The sequence below is a fragment of the Hafnia sp. CBA7124 genome (genome assembly GCF_002355555.1).
In the GTDB taxonomy this organism is placed as follows: Bacteria; Pseudomonadota; Gammaproteobacteria; order Enterobacterales; family Enterobacteriaceae; genus Hafnia; species Hafnia alvei.
On record NZ_AP017469.1, the window covers coordinates 715,899 to 734,544 of the forward strand.

The 18,646-nt window shown below is 49.5% G+C and carries 16 protein-coding genes and 1 other RNA gene; 13 read left to right on the forward strand and 4 right to left on the reverse strand.

The features are described from left to right. Positions 1 to 21 precede the first annotated feature (21 nt). The 7 genes from tkt (at position 22) to CPY98_RS03430 (ending at position 8,623) form a co-directional block, all read left to right on the forward strand. On the forward strand, positions 22 to 2,016 hold the full coding sequence (gene tkt / locus CPY98_RS03400) for a transketolase (RefSeq protein ID WP_043490919.1): 1,995 nt from the start codon (positions 22 to 24) through the stop codon (positions 2,014 to 2,016). Positions 2,017 to 2,339: 323 nt separating this feature from the next. Next, positions 2,340 to 3,383: an erythrose-4-phosphate dehydrogenase gene (gene epd, locus CPY98_RS03405; protein WP_096386354.1), complete on the forward strand. Its 1,044-nt coding sequence runs from the start codon at positions 2,340 to 2,342 to the stop codon at positions 3,381 to 3,383. 40 nt (positions 3,384 to 3,423) lie between these two features. Then, positions 3,424 to 4,587: a phosphoglycerate kinase gene (gene pgk, locus CPY98_RS03410; protein ID WP_025799145.1), complete on the forward strand. Its 1,164-nt coding sequence runs from the start codon at positions 3,424 to 3,426 to the stop codon at positions 4,585 to 4,587. A 145-nt stretch (positions 4,588 to 4,732) separates the two neighbouring features. Continuing rightward, positions 4,733 to 5,812, forward strand: coding sequence for a class II fructose-bisphosphate aldolase (fbaA, locus tag CPY98_RS03415; protein WP_025799147.1), 1,080 nt, complete (start codon positions 4,733 to 4,735; stop codon positions 5,810 to 5,812). A gap of 262 nt (positions 5,813 to 6,074) precedes the next feature. Then, positions 6,075 to 6,941: a small-conductance mechanosensitive channel MscS gene (gene mscS, locus CPY98_RS03420; RefSeq protein ID WP_025799148.1), complete on the forward strand. Its 867-nt coding sequence runs from the start codon at positions 6,075 to 6,077 to the stop codon at positions 6,939 to 6,941. 199 nt (positions 6,942 to 7,140) lie between these two features. Then, the gene (gene argO, locus CPY98_RS03425; RefSeq protein ID WP_096386356.1) at positions 7,141 to 7,758 is read left to right on the forward strand and encodes an arginine exporter ArgO; all 618 of its coding nucleotides are present in this window, start codon (positions 7,141 to 7,143) and stop codon (positions 7,756 to 7,758) included. A 145-nt stretch (positions 7,759 to 7,903) separates the two neighbouring features. Then, the gene (locus CPY98_RS03430) at positions 7,904 to 8,623 is read left to right on the forward strand and encodes an oxidative stress defense protein (RefSeq protein ID WP_025799152.1); all 720 of its coding nucleotides are present in this window, start codon (positions 7,904 to 7,906) and stop codon (positions 8,621 to 8,623) included. 74 nt (positions 8,624 to 8,697) lie between these two features. Here CPY98_RS03430 and CPY98_RS03435 read toward each other — a convergent pair whose 3' ends face one another. Further along, positions 8,698 to 9,591 carry a LysR family transcriptional regulator ArgP gene (locus CPY98_RS03435; protein WP_043490926.1) on the reverse strand — a complete coding sequence of 298 codons (894 nt, stop codon included), beginning with the start codon at positions 9,589 to 9,591 and terminating at the stop codon, positions 8,698 to 8,700. A 207-nt stretch (positions 9,592 to 9,798) separates the two neighbouring features. On the opposite strand from CPY98_RS03435, the gene rpiA reads away from it, so the two are divergent. After that, the gene (rpiA, locus tag CPY98_RS03440) at positions 9,799 to 10,458 is read left to right on the forward strand and encodes a ribose-5-phosphate isomerase RpiA (protein WP_025799156.1); all 660 of its coding nucleotides are present in this window, start codon (positions 9,799 to 9,801) and stop codon (positions 10,456 to 10,458) included. 379 nt (positions 10,459 to 10,837) lie between these two features. After that, on the forward strand, positions 10,838 to 12,076 hold the full coding sequence (gene serA / locus CPY98_RS03445) for a phosphoglycerate dehydrogenase (protein ID WP_025799158.1): 1,239 nt from the start codon (positions 10,838 to 10,840) through the stop codon (positions 12,074 to 12,076). Positions 12,077 to 12,154: 78 nt separating this feature from the next. Here serA and CPY98_RS03450 read toward each other — a convergent pair whose 3' ends face one another. From CPY98_RS03450 to zapA, 3 genes are all read right to left on the reverse strand, one after another. Continuing rightward, complete coding sequence (locus CPY98_RS03450; protein ID WP_096386359.1) at positions 12,155 to 12,787, reverse strand: 5-formyltetrahydrofolate cyclo-ligase; 633 nt, start codon at positions 12,785 to 12,787, stop codon at positions 12,155 to 12,157. A gap of 31 nt (positions 12,788 to 12,818) precedes the next feature. After that, positions 12,819 to 13,001, reverse strand: a non-coding RNA gene (ssrS, locus tag CPY98_RS03455) — 6S RNA. 104 nt (positions 13,002 to 13,105) lie between these two features. Beyond that, the gene (zapA, locus tag CPY98_RS03460; protein ID WP_004846886.1) at positions 13,106 to 13,435 is read right to left on the reverse strand and encodes a cell division protein ZapA; all 330 of its coding nucleotides are present in this window, start codon (positions 13,433 to 13,435) and stop codon (positions 13,106 to 13,108) included. Between the two features lie 252 nt (positions 13,436 to 13,687). On the opposite strand from zapA, the gene CPY98_RS03465 reads away from it, so the two are divergent. The 4 genes from CPY98_RS03465 to ubiI all read left to right on the forward strand — a co-directional run bounded on the left by CPY98_RS03465 (position 13,688) and on the right by ubiI (position 18,261). Continuing rightward, the gene (locus CPY98_RS03465; protein WP_040046195.1) at positions 13,688 to 14,266 is read left to right on the forward strand and encodes a YecA family protein; all 579 of its coding nucleotides are present in this window, start codon (positions 13,688 to 13,690) and stop codon (positions 14,264 to 14,266) included. 188 nt (positions 14,267 to 14,454) lie between these two features. Then, positions 14,455 to 15,777, forward strand: coding sequence for a Xaa-Pro aminopeptidase (gene pepP / locus CPY98_RS03470; protein WP_096386361.1), 1,323 nt, complete (start codon positions 14,455 to 14,457; stop codon positions 15,775 to 15,777). A 15-nt stretch (positions 15,778 to 15,792) separates the two neighbouring features. Continuing rightward, complete coding sequence (gene ubiH / locus CPY98_RS03475) at positions 15,793 to 16,971, forward strand: 2-octaprenyl-6-methoxyphenyl hydroxylase (protein WP_043490935.1); 1,179 nt, start codon at positions 15,793 to 15,795, stop codon at positions 16,969 to 16,971. A gap of 84 nt (positions 16,972 to 17,055) precedes the next feature. Next, positions 17,056 to 18,261 carry an FAD-dependent 2-octaprenylphenol hydroxylase gene (gene ubiI, locus CPY98_RS03480; protein WP_043490937.1) on the forward strand — a complete coding sequence of 402 codons (1,206 nt, stop codon included), beginning with the start codon at positions 17,056 to 17,058 and terminating at the stop codon, positions 18,259 to 18,261. Positions 18,262 to 18,646 lie beyond the last annotated feature (385 nt).

Sequence of the window (18,646 nt, forward strand, 5' to 3'; positions counted from 1 at the left end):
AAATCCGACTTGGAGTAGAACATGTCCTCTCGTAAAGAGCTTGCCAATGCGATCCGTGCACTCAGTATGGACGCTGTGCAGAAAGCCAATTCTGGTCACCCAGGTGCCCCTATGGGTATGGCTGATATCGCGGAAGTCCTGTGGCGCGATTACATGAATCACAACCCGACCAATCCAAATTGGGCCGATCGTGACCGCTTTGTGCTTTCTAACGGCCATGGCTCTATGTTGATTTATAGCCTGCTGCACCTCACTGGCTATGACCTGCCAATCACCGAGCTGGAAAATTTCCGTCAGTTGCACTCTAAAACTCCAGGTCACCCAGAATACGGTTATACCCCAGGCGTAGAAACCACCACTGGCCCACTGGGTCAGGGCATCGCGAATGCGGTGGGTATGGCAATTGCTGAACGTACTTTGGCCGCGCAGTTTAACCGTCCTGGTCACGATATCGTGAATCACCACACCTATGCATTCTTGGGTGATGGCTGCATGATGGAAGGCATTTCTCACGAGGTTTGCTCTCTGGCAGGCACCTTGAAGCTGGGTAAACTGACCGCGTTCTATGATGACAACGGTATTTCTATCGATGGTCACGTTGAAGGCTGGTTCACCGATAACACCGCTGAGCGTTTTGAAGCTTACGGCTGGCACGTTATCCGTGGCGTAGATGGTCACAACAGCGACGCAATCAAAGCGGCTATCGAAGACGCACGTAAAGTAACCGATAAGCCATCTCTGCTGATGTGCAAAACTACCATCGGTTTCGGTTCACCGAACAAAGCCGGTTCTCATGAAGCTCACGGTGCACCACTGGGTGCCGCTGAAATTGAAGCAACCCGTAAAGCACTGGGCTGGAACTACGCTCCGTTTGAAATCCCTCAGGAAATCTATTCTCAGTGGGATGCTAAAGAAGCCGGCAAAGCAAAAGAAAGCGCTTGGGATAAGAAATTTGCTGCCTATCAGGCTGCATTCCCTGAACTGGCCGCTGAGTTCAAACGTCGCGTAAGCGGTGAACTGCCAGCTAACTGGGCTGAAGAATCCAAGAAATTCATCGATCACCTGCAAGCTAATCCAGCGAAAATCGCAAGCCGTAAAGCGTCTCAAAACGCGCTGGAAGCTTTCGGTAAAGTTCTGCCTGAATTCCTAGGTGGTTCTGCTGACCTGGCACCAAGCAACCTGACTATGTGGTCTGGTTCTAAGCCACTGAACGAAGATCTGGCCGGTAACTACATCCATTACGGTGTACGTGAATTCGGTATGTCAGCCATCATGAACGGTATTGCTCTGCACGGCGGTTTCCTGCCATACGGCGCTACCTTCCTGATGTTTATGGAGTATGCACGCAACGCCGTTCGCATGGCAGCGCTGATGAAAATCCGTAATATCTTCGTTTATACCCATGACTCTATCGGTCTGGGCGAAGATGGCCCAACTCACCAGCCGGTTGAGCAGATGGCTAGCCTGCGTGTGACACCAAACATGAACACATGGCGTCCATGTGACCAGGTTGAATCTGCGGTTGCATGGCAGTTCGCTATTCAGCGTAACGATGGCCCATCTGCGCTGATCTTCTCGCGTCAGAATCTGGCACAGATGGATCGTACTCCAGAGCAGGTGGCTAACATCTCTCGCGGTGGTTACATCCTGAAAGATTGCGCTGGTCAGCCAGAGCTTATTTTCATTGCGACCGGTTCTGAAGTTGAACTGGCTGTGAACGCCGCAGATCAGCTGACCGCAGAAGGTCGTAAGGTTCGCGTCGTTTCAATGCCGGCAACTGAAGTCTTCGACAAGCAAGACGCTGCATACCGTGAGTCCGTACTGCCAGCGGCAGTGAGCGCTCGCGTTGCTGTTGAAGCCGGTATCGCTGACTTCTGGTACAAGTATGTTGGTCTGAACGGTACCGTGGTCGGTATGACGACCTTCGGCGAATCTGCGCCAGCTGAGCTGCTGTTCAAAGAGTTTGGCTTCACTGTAGACAACGTTGTCGCTAAAGCGAAAGCGCTGCTGAAATAATTCGGTAGTTATCGCTGATAAAAACGGGATTGCCGCAGGGCAGTCCCGTTTTTTTATGCTTAACGATGGGCTTTAATGCCCATAAATTGTGAGCTATAGCACATTTTAAGCGAAAGAAAGCGAGGCATAACGCCCATTTTATTGAGGTTATTTCTTTTATTGAGCCTTTGGTTTATTCTTGGCTGAAGCGTTTCAGTTGATTGATGAAACATCAATTATCGAGATTATGTGACAGCGGGATTTCCATCGTTTTCGATGCTGGATTACTCTATGCTCTTGCCTTAAAACTTTCGTTTTAAACTGCGTTTGGCGCAGGGAGTGATATGACTATTCGCATCGCAATAAACGGTTTTGGCCGAATCGGGCGCAGCGTATTACGCGCGTTATACGAATCTGGCCGTAGAGTAGAGATGTCCGTGGTAGCGATAAATGAATTGGCAAATGCGGAAGGCATGGCTCATTTATTGAAATACGATTCCAGTCATGGGCGCTTTGCTTGGGATGTCCGTCAGGAACGGGATACGATGTGGGTAGGCGATGACACAATTCGTCTGCTGCATGAGAAGCAGATTGCAGATTTACCGTGGCGTGAACTGGGTGTGGATATCGTACTCGACTGTAGTGGTGTTTATGGCAGTCGAGCCGATGGTGAAGCTCATATTATGGCGGGGGCCAAAAAAGTTTTGTTCTCCCATCCAGGCAGTCACGATCTTGATGCGACCGTAGTCTACGGTGTGAACCAGCAGGAATTGCAGCCAGAACACCACATTGTGTCTAACGCATCCTGCACGACTAACTGCATTATCCCTATCATTAAATTGCTCGATGATGCGTTTGGGATTGAATCGGGTACCGTTACCACGATTCACTCATCAATGAACGATCAGCCGGTGATAGATGCGTACCATTCCGACCTGCGTCGGACGCGTGCCGCCAGCCAGTCTATAATTCCCGTCGACACGAAGTTAGCGGCTGGTATCACCCGCATTTTTCCTAAGTTCTGCGATCGCTTTGAGGCGATTTCAGTGCGAGTGCCGACGATTAACGTGACGGCAATCGATTTGAGCGTCAGCGTGCAGGCCGCAGTAAAGGTGAGTGATGTCAACCACCTACTGCAAAAGGCAGCAAGCACCTCATTTCGTGGTATAGTTGACTATACAGAATTACCACTGGTTTCGACCGATTTTAATCATGACCCGCACAGTGCCATTGTTGATGGCACGCAGACGCGCGTCAGCGGTCAACACTTGATAAAAACGTTGGTCTGGTGTGACAACGAATGGGGTTTTGCCAATCGTATGTTAGATACGACGCTGGCAATGTTCCAAGCGGTTTCCAGTACGGCACAGCAGCCTGTGCAGCTGTGACGGTCAAGCAACTTTAAGAGAATCAACGAGAGGGTTCACCATGTCTGTAATTAAGATGACCGATTTGGATTTGGCTGGTAAACGTGTCCTGATCCGTTCAGATCTGAACGTTCCAGTTAAAGAAGGCAAAGTGACTTCTGATGCGCGTATCCGTGCATCGCTGCCAACTATCGAAGCTGCTCTGAAGCAGGGCGCTCGTGTAATGGTTACTTCCCATCTGGGTCGTCCTACCGAAGGCGAATACAACGAAGAGTACTCTCTGCTGCCGGTTGTTAACTATCTGAAAGACCACCTGAAGTCTCCAGTTCGTCTGGCTAAAGACTATCTGGACGGTGTTGACGTTGCAGAAGGTGAACTGGTTGTTCTGGAAAACGTTCGCTTCAACAAAGGCGAAAAGAAAGACGACGAAACCCTGTCTAAAAAATACGCTGCGCTGTGTGACGTTTACGTCATGGACGCATTCGGTACTGCACACCGTGCACAGGCTTCAACCCACGGCGTAGGTAAATTTGCACCTATCGCATGTGCGGGTCCTCTGCTGTCTGCAGAGCTGGAAGCACTGGGCAAAGCGCTGGGTAACCCAGCACGCCCAATGGTTGCTATCGTTGGTGGTTCAAAAGTTTCTACCAAACTGACCGTTCTGGACTCTCTGTCTAAAATCGCTGACCAGCTGATTGTTGGTGGTGGTATCGCGAACACCTTCGTTGCTGCTCAAGGCCACAACGTAGGTAAATCACTGTACGAAGCCGATCTGGTTGATGAAGCTAAAAAACTGCTGACTACCTGTAATATCCCAGTACCTACCGACGTCCGTGTTGCTACCGAGTTCTCTGAAACTGCGGCTGCAACGCTGAAATCTGTAAACGACATTAAAGATGACGAGCAGATTCTGGATCTGGGTGATGCTTCTGCACATCAGCTGGCTGAAATTCTGAAGAATGCGAAAACCATTCTGTGGAACGGCCCAGTCGGCGTGTTCGAGTTCCCTAACTTCCGCAAAGGCACCGAGATCGTTGCTCAAGCAATCGCTGATAGTGAAGCATTCTCTATCGCAGGCGGCGGTGATACTCTGGCGGCTATCGATCTGTTCGGTATCGCAGACAAAATTTCCTACATCTCTACTGGCGGCGGCGCATTCTTAGAATTCGTTGAAGGCAAAAAATTGCCAGCGGTAGTGATGCTGGAAGAACGTGCTAAGCAGTAATGAACCGTAACGGGAGGCCGAGCCTCCCGTTGTTCTATCTATTTGGATACACGGCGCTCTATGACGATATTCGTGATAAGCGTGTAGCAAGTAGCTGAAAACGATTTATTTTTTACTTACGGCCCACGAAACAGGACGACGTAACATGTCTAAAATTTTTGATTTTGTTAAACCGGGTGTCATCACTGGTGATGATGTTCAGAAAGTTTTCCAGATCGCTAAAGAAAACAATTTCGCATTGCCTGCAGTTAACTGTGTTGGTACAGACTCAATCAATGCGGTAATGGAAGCGGCTTCTAAAGTACGTGCTCCGGTTATCGTTCAGTTCTCAAACGGCGGTGCTGCATTTATCGCTGGTAAAGGCGTGAAAACCGACGTTCCTCAGGGTGCTGCAATCCTGGGTGCTATCTCTGGTGCGCATCATGTACATCAGATGGCTGAACACTACGGTGTTCCAGTGATCCTGCATACTGACCACTGCGCGAAAAAACTGCTGCCATGGTTAGACGGCCTGTTGGACGCGGGTGAAAAACACTTCGCCGCTACTGGCAAACCACTGTTCTCTTCTCACATGATCGACCTGTCTGAAGAGTCTTTGGAAGAAAACATCGAAATCTGCTCCAAGTATCTGACCCGCATGTCTAAAATCGGCATGACGCTGGAAATTGAACTGGGCTGCACCGGTGGTGAAGAAGATGGCGTTGATAACAGCCATATGGATAGCTCTGCGCTGTACACTCAGCCAGAAGACGTTGATTACGCGTACACTAAACTGAACGCAATCAGCCCACGTTTCACTATCGCTGCCTCTTTCGGTAACGTACACGGTGTATACAAGCCAGGTAACGTACAGCTGACGCCAAAAATCTTGCACAACTCTCAGGAATACGTTTCTAAGAAACACAACCTGCCACACAACAGCCTGAACTTCGTATTCCACGGTGGTTCTGGTTCTACTGCAGCAGAAATCAAAGAAGCGGTCAGCTACGGCGTAGTTAAAATGAATATCGATACCGATACCCAGTGGGCAACATGGGAAGGTATTCTGAACTACTACAAGAAAAACGAAGGCTATCTGCAGGGCCAGCTGGGTAACCCAGAAGGCGCAGACAAACCTAACAAGAAATTCTACGATCCACGCGTTTGGTTGCGTGCTGCTCAGACTAGCATGATTGCTCGTCTGGAACTGGCATTTGACGAACTGAACTGCAAAGACGTTCTGTAATGCTTGTTGCATCACGCTAATTTGATTAGCGTGATGGCTGAATAAAACACCCTAGCGTTCTCGTTGGGGTGTTTTTTTTTGTGTTTTTATTACCACTAAACTATCCGTAATGGCCATTTCGACTAATCCCAATTTTGCTATTTGGTCTTTGATTAGTTGGCGTATAACGCATTGTCCGTTAACCTTACACAAACATGCCGTACAAAACGGCATAAATTGAGCATATTGCGCTACTTTTGATTTGTTAAAGGAAGGATGGTTTATGAAAGACCTGAACGTTGTCGATGGCATTAATAGTGCCGGAAACTGGTTAGTAAAAAATCAGGACTTACTAATTCAGTATGCAGTCAATATTGTTGCTGCGATTGTTATTTTCATTGTCGGTTCGATTATTGCCAAAATAGTGTCTGGCACGATTACCCGCGTGATGAAAGCGCGCGGCGTTGACCTTACCGTCGCTCATTTCCTTTCAGCACTCGTTCGTTACGGCATTTTGGCGTTTACTATTATCGCCGCATTAGGTCGCATTGGCGTGCAAACGGCTTCCGTTATTGCGGTGATTGGTGCCGCAGGTTTAGCCGTTGGTTTGGCGCTACAAGGATCGCTCTCTAACTTTGCTGCTGGTGTGCTGTTGGTTCTGTTCCGCCCATTCCGCACGGGAGAGTTCGTCGATCTGGGTGGTGTTTCCGGTACCGTGAAGGATGTTCAGATTTTCTCTACAACCATGCTGACTTCGGATAATAAAACTATCGTGGTACCTAATGGGAAAATCATTGCTGGCAATATTATCAACTATTCTCGTGAGCCAAACCGCCGCGTAGATATTACCGTTGGTGTGGCCTACGATGCAGATATCGATCTGGTCAAAAAAGTATTAGGCGATATTGTTGCCGCTGATAAACGTATTATGCATGACCAAGGTGTGACCATTCGTTTAAATGAAATGGCCGCTTCATCGCTGAATTTCGTGGTGCGTACTTGGACGACAAATGCTAATTACTGGCCGGTCTATTTTGATCTGATGGAAAACTTCAAACGTGGTTTGGATGCCAATAATATTGGAATTCCATTCCCGCAGATGGATGTTCATCTGTATCAAGCCGCTGTGCGCAAGGCTGAACAGGAGTAATCCTCAGTCTTAGCCTCCTCTAATCCGTTTCCTGCAAAGGATAAGGTTGAGAGGGGGCAAATTTTATTTCACCAGTATTAGCCGTTCTAATCCCCGATAAGAATCATCCATTTCCTCTTCTTAACATCTCGGCGTAATATCGCTGCCATTCCGGCCCATCCTCTCTTTGGGACACAGCTATATTTTCGAGGAATTTCCCATGTTTTCTGTTTTCTTACAGGGCTTTGCCTTGAGCGCAGCCATGATTTTGCCGCTGGGCCCACAAAACACATTTGTTTTGAGTCAGGGGATCCGTCGTCAGTATCATCTGATGATTGCTTGCTTATGCGCATTGAGCGATATCGTTTTAATCTGTGGCGGTATTTTTGGTGGCAGCGCTTTATTGAGTCAGTCCCCTCTGCTGTTGATGCTAGTGACTTGGGGTGGGGTAGCATTTTTACTGTGGTATGGCTGGGGTGCTTTTCGTGCAGCTATGGCAAAAGAGGGGATTCAAGCAGGGGCTGACGTGGTGCAGCAGAGCCGCTGGCGGATTGTAGTAACCATGCTGGCCGTGACATGGCTTAACCCACATGTTTATTTAGATACGTTCGTCGTGTTAGGAAGCTTAGGTGGACAGCTTGCAGCAGACGCCCGCAGTTGGTTTGCTTTTGGCGCCGTAAGTGCTTCTGCGATTTGGTTCTTTTCGTTGGCACTGCTCGCCGCGTGGTTAGCGCCATGGCTAAGTACGCCTAAAGCTCAGCGGGTGATTAATCTTCTTGTTGCCTGTGTGATGTGGGTTATTGCCCTGCAACTGGCAAGAAATGGGCTACATTTGTAAGGTGTTGTTGGCAGTTGATAGATAAAATTCTGGATTGTTCCTAATGCGTTAGCGTCTTTTTTAGTTCAGGATGTTGTTCATCTTTCAGCGCCAGACACTGGCCGTTGAAACCACTAAACATCGAGTATGTCTACAAGGAGACACCATGAAGCTAAAAGCCTTAGCGATGGTTGCAGTGATGGGATTAAGCGCGTTGCCAGCGCTGTCTCAGGCGGCTGAAATGCCAGAAGGACCACATCTAGTGACCTCTGGAACATCAAGCGTAGACGCAACTCCTGATATTGCGACGCTGACTTTCCAAGTGACCGCTTCAGCGAAAGATGCGGCGAGCGCTAAGACGCAGGTCGATCAGCGTGTGGCAAAATATTTTGATTTTCTGAATACCAACGGTATTGAGAAAAAAGACATCAGTGCGGCTAACTTAAGCACTCAGCCAGAGTACGATTATCTGAAAGACGGCAAAAGCGAGCTAAAAGGCTATCGTGCCGATCGCCGCGTGCAAGTCACTCTGCGCCAGTTGGATAAGCTGAATGGTTTATTGGATGGTGCATTGAAAGCTAACCTCAATGAGATTCGTTCTGTTGAGTTAGGCGTTGCCAAGCCTGAAGCTTATCGTGAACAGGCACGTCAGGAAGCGATTAAAAATGCCGTGAGTCAGGCTCAGTCTCTGGCCAAAGGCTTTGGTGTGGTGCTTGGTCCGGTATACAGCATTCAATATCACGTATCCAACTACCAGCCAGCCCCAGTAAGCCGCATGTATATGGCAGCTGATTCAATGCCAAAAGCATCGGCTGCACAGACCTATGAACAGCAAACGATCCAGTTTGACGATCAGGTTGATGTGGTCTTCAGCCTGAATAAATAACGTCTGCCGAGAGAGCAAAAAAGCACACCGGAAGGTGTGCTTTTTTTATGGTTTTTATACCAATTATGAAGGGCTTAATCTTGGCGCAGTACGTTGTGCCCGTGAGAAAGCAGCGCATCGGTGACTCGACGCATCATGCGGCTTTCTGGTGCGAAGCGGTGCCAATACAACATACGGCGCTGAACCATGCCGGGGGTTAAGTTTATCAGCGAGCCTTCTTTTAGCTCTTTTTCGATCTGAAGATGCGGGATCATACAGCAGGTGGTTCCCTGCAATGCCAGTTGTACAAAGGCTTCAGATGAATTAACGATATGACACGGTACGCTGCCCGGCGGTAGATCAAAGTTCTGTTGTAGGAAAGCTTGGTGCATATCGTCTAAGTGGTCAAAGGCGACGGCTGGCGCTTTCAGCAATGAAGAACGGTTCACGCCATTTGGGAAGTAACGTGCAGCAAAAGTCGGTGACGCCACAAATAGGTAATCGAGCGCACCAAGGCGGTCGACTAAACAGCTAGGTAATGGCTGTGGCTGGATACTCACCGCGCCGACCACTTCACCACGACGGAGTCGTTCCTGAGTTCGGGTTTCATCTTCAACCTGAAGGTTCAAGCGCAGCGGTGAATCCGCCAGCACCGGTTTTAAGGCGGGCAGCAGCCAAGTTGCCAAACTATCGGCGTTGACGGCGAGAGAGAGCAACAGTGGGCCATCGGTGCTGCTATCGTTGCCTAGCCACTCCTCTTCAAGCAATTCAACTTGATGCAACAAAGCCAGCAAACGCTGCCCCTGTTCCGTTGGGCGAGGGGGGACGGTACGAACCAGCAGAGGCTGACCGAACAGGTTTTCTAACTGCTTGATTCGCTGAGAAACCGCTGACTGAGTTATACAGAGTTTTTGTGCCGCACGCTCAAAGCCACGTTCGCGTATTACCGCATCCAGTGCTTGCAAAGTCCGGTAGTCCGGGCGTTTCATGTTGTTCTTCGTCCCCTGCTCTTATGATTTTTATATCTTAATAACTGCAATATGCCACATTTTTTCCCCTTCAAGAGGAGAAAATACACTCTTGTCATGGAAAAGGTGATCGCTTAAGGCGAAAAAGCCGCCCTGTGACACGCCATTTATGGGCAGTTGCTCTATAATACGCACACGTTTTCGTAGCATAGTCCATAGGATTCGGTAATGACTCAAGATGAACTGAAAAAAGCAGTGGGTTGGGAAGCGCTCAAGTATGTAAAACCGGGCACCATCGTGGGTGTGGGCACGGGCTCAACCGCCGCGCATTTTATTGATGCGCTGGGCACCATGAAAGGGCAAATCGAGGGCGCGGTTTCAAGCTCTGATGCTTCCACTGAGAAACTGAAAAGTTTGGGCATTACCGTTTTCGATCTTAACGAAGTCGATTCGTTAGATATTTATGTTGATGGTGCGGATGAAATCAACGGTCACATGCAGATGATCAAAGGCGGCGGAGCGGCACTGACTCGCGAGAAGATCGTGGCGGCCGTGGCGAAGAAATTTATTTGCATCGTCGATTCTTCTAAACAGGTAGATATTCTGGGTAACTTCCCGCTGCCTGTAGAAGTGATCCCGATGGCACGCTCCTACGTTGCGCGTGAGTTGGTGAAATTAGGCGGCCAGCCTGAATATCGCCAAGGCGTTCTAACGGATAACGGCAACGTGATTTTAGACGTGCATAATCTGAAAATTATGGATGCGATTGCGTTAGAAAAACAGATTAACGGTATTGCCGGTGTGGTCACCGTTGGCTTGTTCGCAAATCGTGGCGCGGACGTTGCGCTGGTTGGCTCGGCTGACGGCGTGAAAACCATTACGGCTTAAATTATTCGCCATGATGAATCAGCAGCTCCGAATCTTCGGGGCTGTTTTTTTATGTGCAGCACCTTGCGATTTTTATCTTATTCCTCCCTCTTTGTTAACTTCGTTTTAAACATAGAATTCCATTTATTTATCACACCCCCTAAATTCGGTGACATATGTCACATATTTGCGCTTGACGATACTTTCACGCTGTCACGATTAAAAGCAGTAGCATTTTTCGCCAACTTTTAACGTTTTCAACCCGTTGCTCACCCCCTTGTAGGCAATCGGTTGGCTTGCTGGATGCGTAATATTTGTTATGTTGGCTGCATGCCGCAGGAGTTTTGCTTTCCGTTGCGGCCACACTAAGGTTCGAATTAACAGGGGTTAGGGTCGGGTCATGGCAAAAGTATCTTTGGAGAAAGACAGGATTAAGTTCCTTTTAGTTGAAGGGGTTCATCAAAGCACCGTCGACAATCTACGTGCAGCGGGTTACACCAACATCGAATATCATAAAGGTGCGCTGGACTCTGAATCGATGAAGGCATCCATTCGTGATGCTCATTTCGTTGGAATTCGTTCCCGAACCCACCTGACCGAAGATATCTTCGCTGCGGCTGAAAAATTGATTGCCGTAGGCTGTTTCTGCATTGGTACCAATCAGGTCGATCTTACCGCGGCGGCAAAACGCGGCATTCCAGTATTTAATGCGCCGTTCTCTAATACACGTTCGGTAGCCGAAATGGTGCTGGGCGAGCTGTTGCTGCTGTTACGCGGCATTCCAACGGCCAATGCCTGTGCGCATCGCGGTGAATGGAATAAACAGGCCGTGGGCTGTTTTGAAGCGCGTGGTAAAAAACTGGGCATTATTGGTTACGGCCATATCGGAACCCAGCTGGGTATTTTGGCTGAAGGCATTGGTATGAACGTCTTCTTCTATGATATCGAGAACAAACTGCCATTGGGGAATGCGCAGCAGGTCCGTCATCTCTCTGATTTGCTCAACATGAGCGATGTCGTGACATTGCATGTGCCTGAAACGCGTTCCACCAAAGATATGATTGGTGCCGAAGAGTTGGCGCTTATGAAGCCTGGAGCTATTCTTATCAACGCATCACGCGGCACCGTGGTGGATATTCCTGCTCTGTGCAACGCGTTATCTTCCAAGCATTTATCGGGTGCGGCCATCGACGTGTTCCCAACGGAGCCAGCGACCAACAGCGATCCGTTTAATTCGCCGCTGTGTGAGTTCGATAACGTCTTGCTAACGCCGCATATTGGCGGTTCAACGCAGGAAGCACAGGAAAATATCGGTGCTGAAGTCGCGGGTAAACTCACGAAATATTCTGATAATGGTTCTTCATTGTCAGCGGTGAATTTCCCTGAAGTTTCTCTGCCGATGCATGAAGAAAATGTCAGCCGTCTGCTGCATATTCATGAAAACCGTCCTGGCGTACTGACGCAGATTAACCAGATTTTTGCGGAAGAGGGCGTCAACATTGCCGCGCAGTATCTGCAAACCAATGCTCAGATCGGCTATGTCGTTATTGATATCGAAACCGAGACTGAACGTGCGGAAGCGGCATTGCTGCGCATGAAAGAAATTACGGGAACGATTCGCGCCCGCTTGCTGTACTAATCTCTAAGCGCGATGTTCTTCGCACTAACAAAAATGGCAGCCTAATGGCTGCCGTTTTTATTGGGGCATTTTGTCATCTTACCAGCGGTAGTGAGTGCTCGGCGTGATGATTTCTGGCAGTGGAACGTCCCACTCTTGTACCGGTAACGCATCGACTCTCTGGCAGTCATGCGCCAATCCTATTGGGTACGGGCCGCATTGTTGCGCGTAGGCACTTTCCCAATCCTGCAAGGTTCGGTCATAGAATCCGCCCCCCATGCCTAATCTTTGCCCTGTGGCGTCAAACGCAACCAGCGGGGTAAAAATGATATCTAGCCGAGATATCGGTAATACCTGCTGTACGTTAAGGCGTGGCTCTTCAATGCCAAAATGATTCAGAACCATTTCGCTTTCAGCGCTATAGCGTAAAAACAGTAAGTTACCGCGGCTGAAGGGATGGAGAACCGGAAGATAAACTGATTTTCCCGCCTGCCAAAGACGTTCAATCAGCGGTCTGGTATTGAGCTCGCCGTCGAAAGAGAGAAATAGGGAAACGGTGCGTGCGTTTTGAATTTGCGGTAGTTCCATTACGCGTGTAGCAATGTCTTGTGCTGCATGATGTTGGAAATCATCGCTAAGATTTTTACGTAATTGACGAACTGAACGGCGAATATCCGAGCGGGATTGATCCGAATTTGGAGAAGAAATGCTGAGAGAATGGTTATTGGACATGACACACCCGTTTAAGGATGTTTGGTGTAAGGGAATCTCCGAGGTGCCGCAGCAGGCTGTAACCCTTGAACCCATGGTTCAAGGTGAACGCAACGACGCAATCTTAAGGCTTCTCGGAGACCGAGCGTGCTCACCGATTACGGATCCGCCGCATTCTTGAGGTATTAAATATCGGCTCAGGGGACTGGCCCGCACACGAACACCTCAGAGAAATTTTGTATCCTTTACTGTTAATTAGCTTATCACATTTTTCTTAAAATGATACGACTTTCTTTAAAAATCGTTTGCCAATCAACATGTTACAACTATAAGTCACACTTATTCGAACTGCGCACCCTGACGATCAGTGATGCGACCTTGTTCCAGCAGAGCTTGTTCGATGGTCTGCTGCAACATGCGAATTCTTTGTTCCATATTGGAAGCATAATCGCGAGTTTTCAAGCGTTCTTGCGCCAGTTCGTGACATACGTTTAATGCCGCGATGAAAACCAGTTGCTCCGTATTGGTGACTCTAGTGCGAACTTTGAGATCTTGCAACCGCTGATTAAGATCCTCTGCAGCCTGATTCAACGCTTCTTGTTGTTCTGGCGGGCAATTAACTCTTAACGAACGACCAAAAATTTGAATATCTACCGGTTGTGCAGACATACCACCTTCCTGCCTAGATTTTGCGCCAGTTTCAAAACCGCGAGGGTCACTAAATCGGGCGCCAACTATATATACCTCGCTATGCAGATACAAGCCTTTTGCACATTCCCATTGTTGCGAAAGCCGCAAATGTGAATGCAACTTCAATGACTTTGGGTATGACAAGCCTTATAGCGTGCCCTTTTCTGGTATAGCGACTGATCTTGATGGTAGCATAACACGAACTTTATCTGCCAACGATGACCAAAACGTATGTCAATTGAGATTACTGTACCCGAATATTCTGTTTTTACTCAGGCTTTGCAGCAGCAAGGCGTTGGATTAACTCCCGCTGAAATGCATGGCTTGATCAGCGGGATACTGTGTGGCGGCAATCAGAACGATAATTGGCGCACGATGATCCACGATCTAACCAACGAGGGCGAAGCATTTTCGCAAACGCTCGCACAGCCGCTTCAGGCAACTTATCAGCACACTCGTGATGCGTTAGAAGATGACGGTTTTGGCTTCCAACTGCTTTTACCAGATAGCGATGATGTCACCGTGTTTGATCGTGCTGATGCGCTTTCCGGCTGGGTGAACCATTTCCTGCTAGGTCTGGGAATGATGCAAAAAAATCTTGGCCAGATCAAAGGCGAAGTCGGCGAGGTTATCGACGATCTGCGTAGCATTGCTCAGTTAGGCTACGAAGAAGACGAAGATCAGGAAGAGCTGGAACAATCTCTGGAGGAAGTTGCGGAATACGTGCGTATGGCAGCGATGCTATGCCACAGCGAATTCTCACAGGAAAAGCCAAACGCGGCTGAAATGCAAAAACCCACTCTGCACTAATAAATATCACGCCTAGCGCAACGATGAAATCAGGCGGAACTCCTACCGCCTGATTGATCTTGCTTATCCCATTACGCACTCTGCATGATAGTCTATATCCTTCATACTTGAAGCCGCATCTGTGTTGGCTGCTCATTTCTGAGTTCGCCACGCTACATGCCCGCAATTGCCGATTTCAGGAGAAGGTCATGACCCAGCAAGAATTTCAACGTCGTCGTCAGGCTGTTTTGGCACAGATGGCACCCGGTAGTGCCGCGCTCTTTTTTGCTGCGCCAGAATGCACCCGCAGTGCCGACAGTGAATACCCTTATCGCCAGAACAGCGACTTCTGGTATCTGACCGGCTTTAACGAGCCTGAAGCCTTGCTGATCCTGATTAAGAGCGATGAAACTCACAACCACAGCGTGCTGTTTAATCGCGTGCGTGACTTAACCGCCGAGATTTGGTTTGGACGTCGTTTAGGGCAAGAAGCCGCACCGGCTAAACTCGGTGTCGATCGCGCCCTGCCTTATGGCGATATTGAAGAGCAACTGCACCTGTTGTTGAACGGCCTAGACGTGGTTTACCACGCTCAGGGGCAATATGAATTTGCAGATCAAGTTACGTTTGCTGCGCTAGAGAAACTACGCCGCGGCATGCGCCAGAATTTCCGCGCACCGGCTACGCTTATCGATTGGCGTCCTTGGGTGCATGAAATGCGCCTGTTTAAATCGCAGGAAGAAATTGCCGCGATGCGACGCGCGGGTGAAATCACCGCGCTGGGGCATATTCGTGCCATGGAGAAATGCCGTCCCGGTATGTTTGAGTATCAGCTTGAAGGGGAAATTCTGCATGAGTTTACCCGTCATGGGGCGCGTTATCCTTCCTACAACACCATCGTTGGCGGCGGCGAAAACGGCTGCATCCTGCATTACACCGAAAACGAAAGCGAGCTCAAAGACGGCGAGTTGGTGTTAATTGATGCGGGCTGTGAATATAAAGGCTATGCCGGTGATATCACGCGAACCTTCCCGGTTAATGGCAAATTTACTCAGCCTCAGCGTGAGATTTACGATCTGGTGCTGGCCTCGATGGATAAAGCGTTTGAAATCTTTGGCCCAGGCCGCAGTATCCGTGAAGCTAACGACGCAGCGGTGCGCGTGATGGTTGAAGGGTTAGTTAAATTAGGCGTGATGAAGGGCGAAGTAGATCAGCTAATTGCCGATCAGGCACATCGTCAGTTCTTCATGCATGGTTTGAGCCACTGGTTAGGTTTGGATGTGCATGACGTCGGTGATTATGGTTCTTCTGCTCGCGAGCGCGTACTAGAAACGGGCATGGTGCTTACATGCGAACCGGGGTTATACATCGCGCCAGATGCTGACGTTCCGGCGGAGTATCGCGGCATTGGCATCCGTATTGAAGACGATATTCTCATCACCGAGAATGGCTTTGAGGTGCTGACCAAAGATGTGGTTAAGCATGCTGACGATATTGAAGCGCTGATGGCACAGGCAAAGGCCGCTAGCTGAGGAACGATACACGGCATGAAAATGATCATTGTAGGCGGAGGCATGGCGGGCGCTACGCTGGCGTTAGCGGTTTCCGCGTTGAGCGCAGGACGCGTTCAGGTTGAGGTTGTTGAGGCGGTTTCGCCAGACAGCCGCAAACATCCGGGATTTGACGCGCGAGCCATTGCGTTAGCCTACGGCACCTGTCAGCAATTAGCGCGAATTGGTGTGTGGCCCGCGCTGAAAGCGTGTGGAACACCGATAGAACGTGTTCACGTCAGCGATCAGGGACATGCCGGTTTTGTAGGGCTTGAGGCATCGGACTACCAGATCCCATATTTAGGTCAGGTTATAGAGCTTCATCAGGCGGGGGCGCGGCTGTTTACGCTGTTAGAAAAAGCGCCGGGCGTCACCTTGCACTGTCCGGCAAAAGTGGTCAGCGTCGAGCGTCAACAGCACAGCGCCGCTATCACGCTGGATAACGGTACTCGTCTTTCTGGTGAGTTACTGGTAGCGGCAGATGGTTCATCATCGGCGTTAGCACAGCACTGCAACGTTGACTGGCGCAGCGAAGATTATGGTCAGATAGCGGTTATCGCCAACGTCACGACCTCCTTACCGCATCAGGGTAAAGCGTTTGAACGTTTCACTCGCAACGGCCCGTTGGCAATGTTACCGATGAGTGAAGGCCGCTGCTCGCTGGTGTGGTGCCATGCGGCTGAAGATCAGGCGAAGATCGATAGCTGGAGTGATGCTGAGTTTTTACATCAGCTGCAGCAGGCTTTTGGCTGGCGTTTAGGTACGATGGTGAAAGCGGGTAAACGTCATAGCTATCCGTTGCGCTTAACGTCTGCCCAGCAACATATTAGCCATCGTCTTGCGCTGGTGGGCAACGCCGCACAAACGCTACATCCTATCGCGGGGCAGGGGTTTAATCTTGGGCTTCGTGACGTCATGTCTTTGGCGGAAATCATTGCCCAAGCGGAACAGCAGGGCAATGATATCGGCAGCTATCAAATATTAAGCCAATATCAACAGCGCCGAGAACCCGATCAGCAGGCCACAATCGGTGTGACCGATGGCCTGATTCATCTATTTGCTAATCGTCTGGCACCGTTAGTTGTTGGGCGTAATCTTGGTTTAATGGCGATGGAGTTGGTTCCTCCGCTGCGTGAAACGCTGGCTCGGCGCACCCTTGGCTGGGTAGAGCGCTAAGTTTATTCCTGTCGTGCTCAGCGCTGTTTAAGTTGCCTGAGTGATTGAAGGAATAGGATTCATTAACAGGAACAGAGAATCACAATGCAATCTTTTGATGTGGTTATTGCCGGTGGTGGCATGGTGGGGTTGGCAACGGCGGCGGCGCTTCAAGGCAGCGGGCTGCGCATTGCGGTGATTGAAAGCCGTATCCCCGAGCTCACTGAGTTGACGCCTGAACCCGCGCTGCGTGTTTCTGCCATTAATGCTGCCAGCGAGCGTTTGCTACAACATTTAGGCGTTTGGCAAGATATCCTCGCCCTGAGAGCGAGTGCCTATCAGGGTATGGAAGTGTGGGAAAGCGACAGCTTTGGGCGTATTGCGTTTCGTGCCCAAGAATATGGGCATACCCATCTTGGCCATATCATTGAAAACCGAGTTATTCAGTTGGCGCTGTGGAATAAAGTGGGCCGTCAGTCCGAGGTCACGATGATTGCACCAGCGACACTTAAACAGGTGGCGTGGGGCGAAAATGAAGCCTTCATCACGCTGGATAATGGGCAGATGCTTACGGCTCGTTTGGTGATTGGTGCCGATGGTGCGCATTCATGGCTGCGTCAGCATGCTGATATTCCACTGACGTTTTGGGATTATGGACACCATGCGTTGGTGGCTACCATCAAAACCGAATTGCCCCACGAAGGCTGCGCGCGTCAGATTTTTCGACCAAACGGCATCTTAGCTTTCTTGCCGCTGGAAGATACGCATTTATGCTCCATCGTGTGGTCCGTTTCTCCGGAAGAGGCTCAGCGCTTAGAGGCTTTGCCTGAGTCTGATTTCAACCGTGAGTTGGCCGTTGCGTTTGATACGCGTCTTGGTCTGTGCGAAGTCGTCAGCGCTCGACAGTCACATCCTCTGGTTGGGCGTTATGCTCGCAGCTTTGCCGCGCACCGACTCGCGCTGGTGGGGGATGCGGCGCATACCATTCATCCATTGGCGGGACAGGGCGTGAACCTCGGCTTTATGGACGCGGCTGAATTGGCTTCTGAAATCAAACGTCTACAGCGTCAGGGCAAAGATATCGGCCGCTATATGTATCTGCGCCGCTATGAGCGCACCCGCAAACACAGCGCTGCGGTGATGCTGACGGCGATGCAAGGTTTCCGCCAGTTGTTTGACGGTGATAATCCAGCCAAGAAACTGCTGCGCGATGTCGGCATGGCGCTGGCTGATAATCTCCCAGGGCTTAAGCCGCGCTTAGTTCGTCATGCCATGGGCCTAGCGGATTTGCCTGAAAGTTTGCAAAAATAGAGTCTGTAAAAACAGTGCCTCGCGGCTAGCTATGTATTTATGTTAGCCGCTCCCTCCTTTTTGTCCTTTCTGGTTATCCCTCCAGCCGATTTGAAATATTCTAATGTTGCCACTGGTTTTGAATTAGTTTTTCTCATGCATGGAAATTTAACATCCGCTATTTTCCCTAATAAAATTGCGATATACGTTATATAACTGCAATGCAGTTGCAGTGAAAATGTTAATTTTGTGCCATTCGACGCAGTTTTGTAGATGAAACTTCTGCATTATCCCTTCTCTAAATTTCACTATCGATAAAGTCTGGTCTTATTTTAACTTATGGTTAATCGCTGATATCGGTGATAACGTCTGAGGTAGGGTATCGTTTGCGTAGCGATGTTTACAG

Excerpts from the sequence above, each read along its gene's own strand:
- fbaA (WP_025799147.1), top strand. The coding sequence starts at position 4,733 with ATGTCTAAAATTTTTGATTTTGTTAAACCGGGTGTCATCACTGGTGAT.
- serA (WP_025799158.1), top strand. The coding sequence starts at position 10,838 with ATGGCAAAAGTATCTTTGGAGAAAGACAGGATTAAGTTCCTTTTAGTT.
- ubiH (WP_043490935.1), top strand. The coding sequence starts at position 15,793 with ATGAAAATGATCATTGTAGGCGGAGGCATGGCGGGCGCTACGCTGGCG.
- epd (WP_096386354.1), top strand. The coding sequence starts at position 2,340 with ATGACTATTCGCATCGCAATAAACGGTTTTGGCCGAATCGGGCGCAGC.
- rpiA (WP_025799156.1), top strand. The coding sequence starts at position 9,799 with ATGACTCAAGATGAACTGAAAAAAGCAGTGGGTTGGGAAGCGCTCAAG.
- pgk (WP_025799145.1), top strand. The coding sequence starts at position 3,424 with ATGTCTGTAATTAAGATGACCGATTTGGATTTGGCTGGTAAACGTGTC.
- ubiI (WP_043490937.1), top strand. The coding sequence starts at position 17,056 with ATGCAATCTTTTGATGTGGTTATTGCCGGTGGTGGCATGGTGGGGTTG.
- mscS (WP_025799148.1), top strand. The coding sequence starts at position 6,075 with ATGAAAGACCTGAACGTTGTCGATGGCATTAATAGTGCCGGAAACTGG.
- CPY98_RS03430 (WP_025799152.1), top strand. The coding sequence starts at position 7,904 with ATGAAGCTAAAAGCCTTAGCGATGGTTGCAGTGATGGGATTAAGCGCG.
- CPY98_RS03435 (WP_043490926.1), bottom strand. The coding sequence starts at position 9,591 with ATGAAACGCCCGGACTACCGGACTTTGCAAGCACTGGATGCGGTAATA.
- zapA (WP_004846886.1), bottom strand. The coding sequence starts at position 13,435 with ATGTCTGCACAACCGGTAGATATTCAAATTTTTGGTCGTTCGTTAAGA.
- pepP (WP_096386361.1), top strand. The coding sequence starts at position 14,455 with ATGACCCAGCAAGAATTTCAACGTCGTCGTCAGGCTGTTTTGGCACAG.
- argO (WP_096386356.1), top strand. The coding sequence starts at position 7,141 with ATGTTTTCTGTTTTCTTACAGGGCTTTGCCTTGAGCGCAGCCATGATT.
- CPY98_RS03465 (WP_040046195.1), top strand. The coding sequence starts at position 13,688 with ATGTCAATTGAGATTACTGTACCCGAATATTCTGTTTTTACTCAGGCT.
- CPY98_RS03450 (WP_096386359.1), bottom strand. The coding sequence starts at position 12,787 with ATGTCCAATAACCATTCTCTCAGCATTTCTTCTCCAAATTCGGATCAA.
- tkt (WP_043490919.1), top strand. The coding sequence starts at position 22 with ATGTCCTCTCGTAAAGAGCTTGCCAATGCGATCCGTGCACTCAGTATG.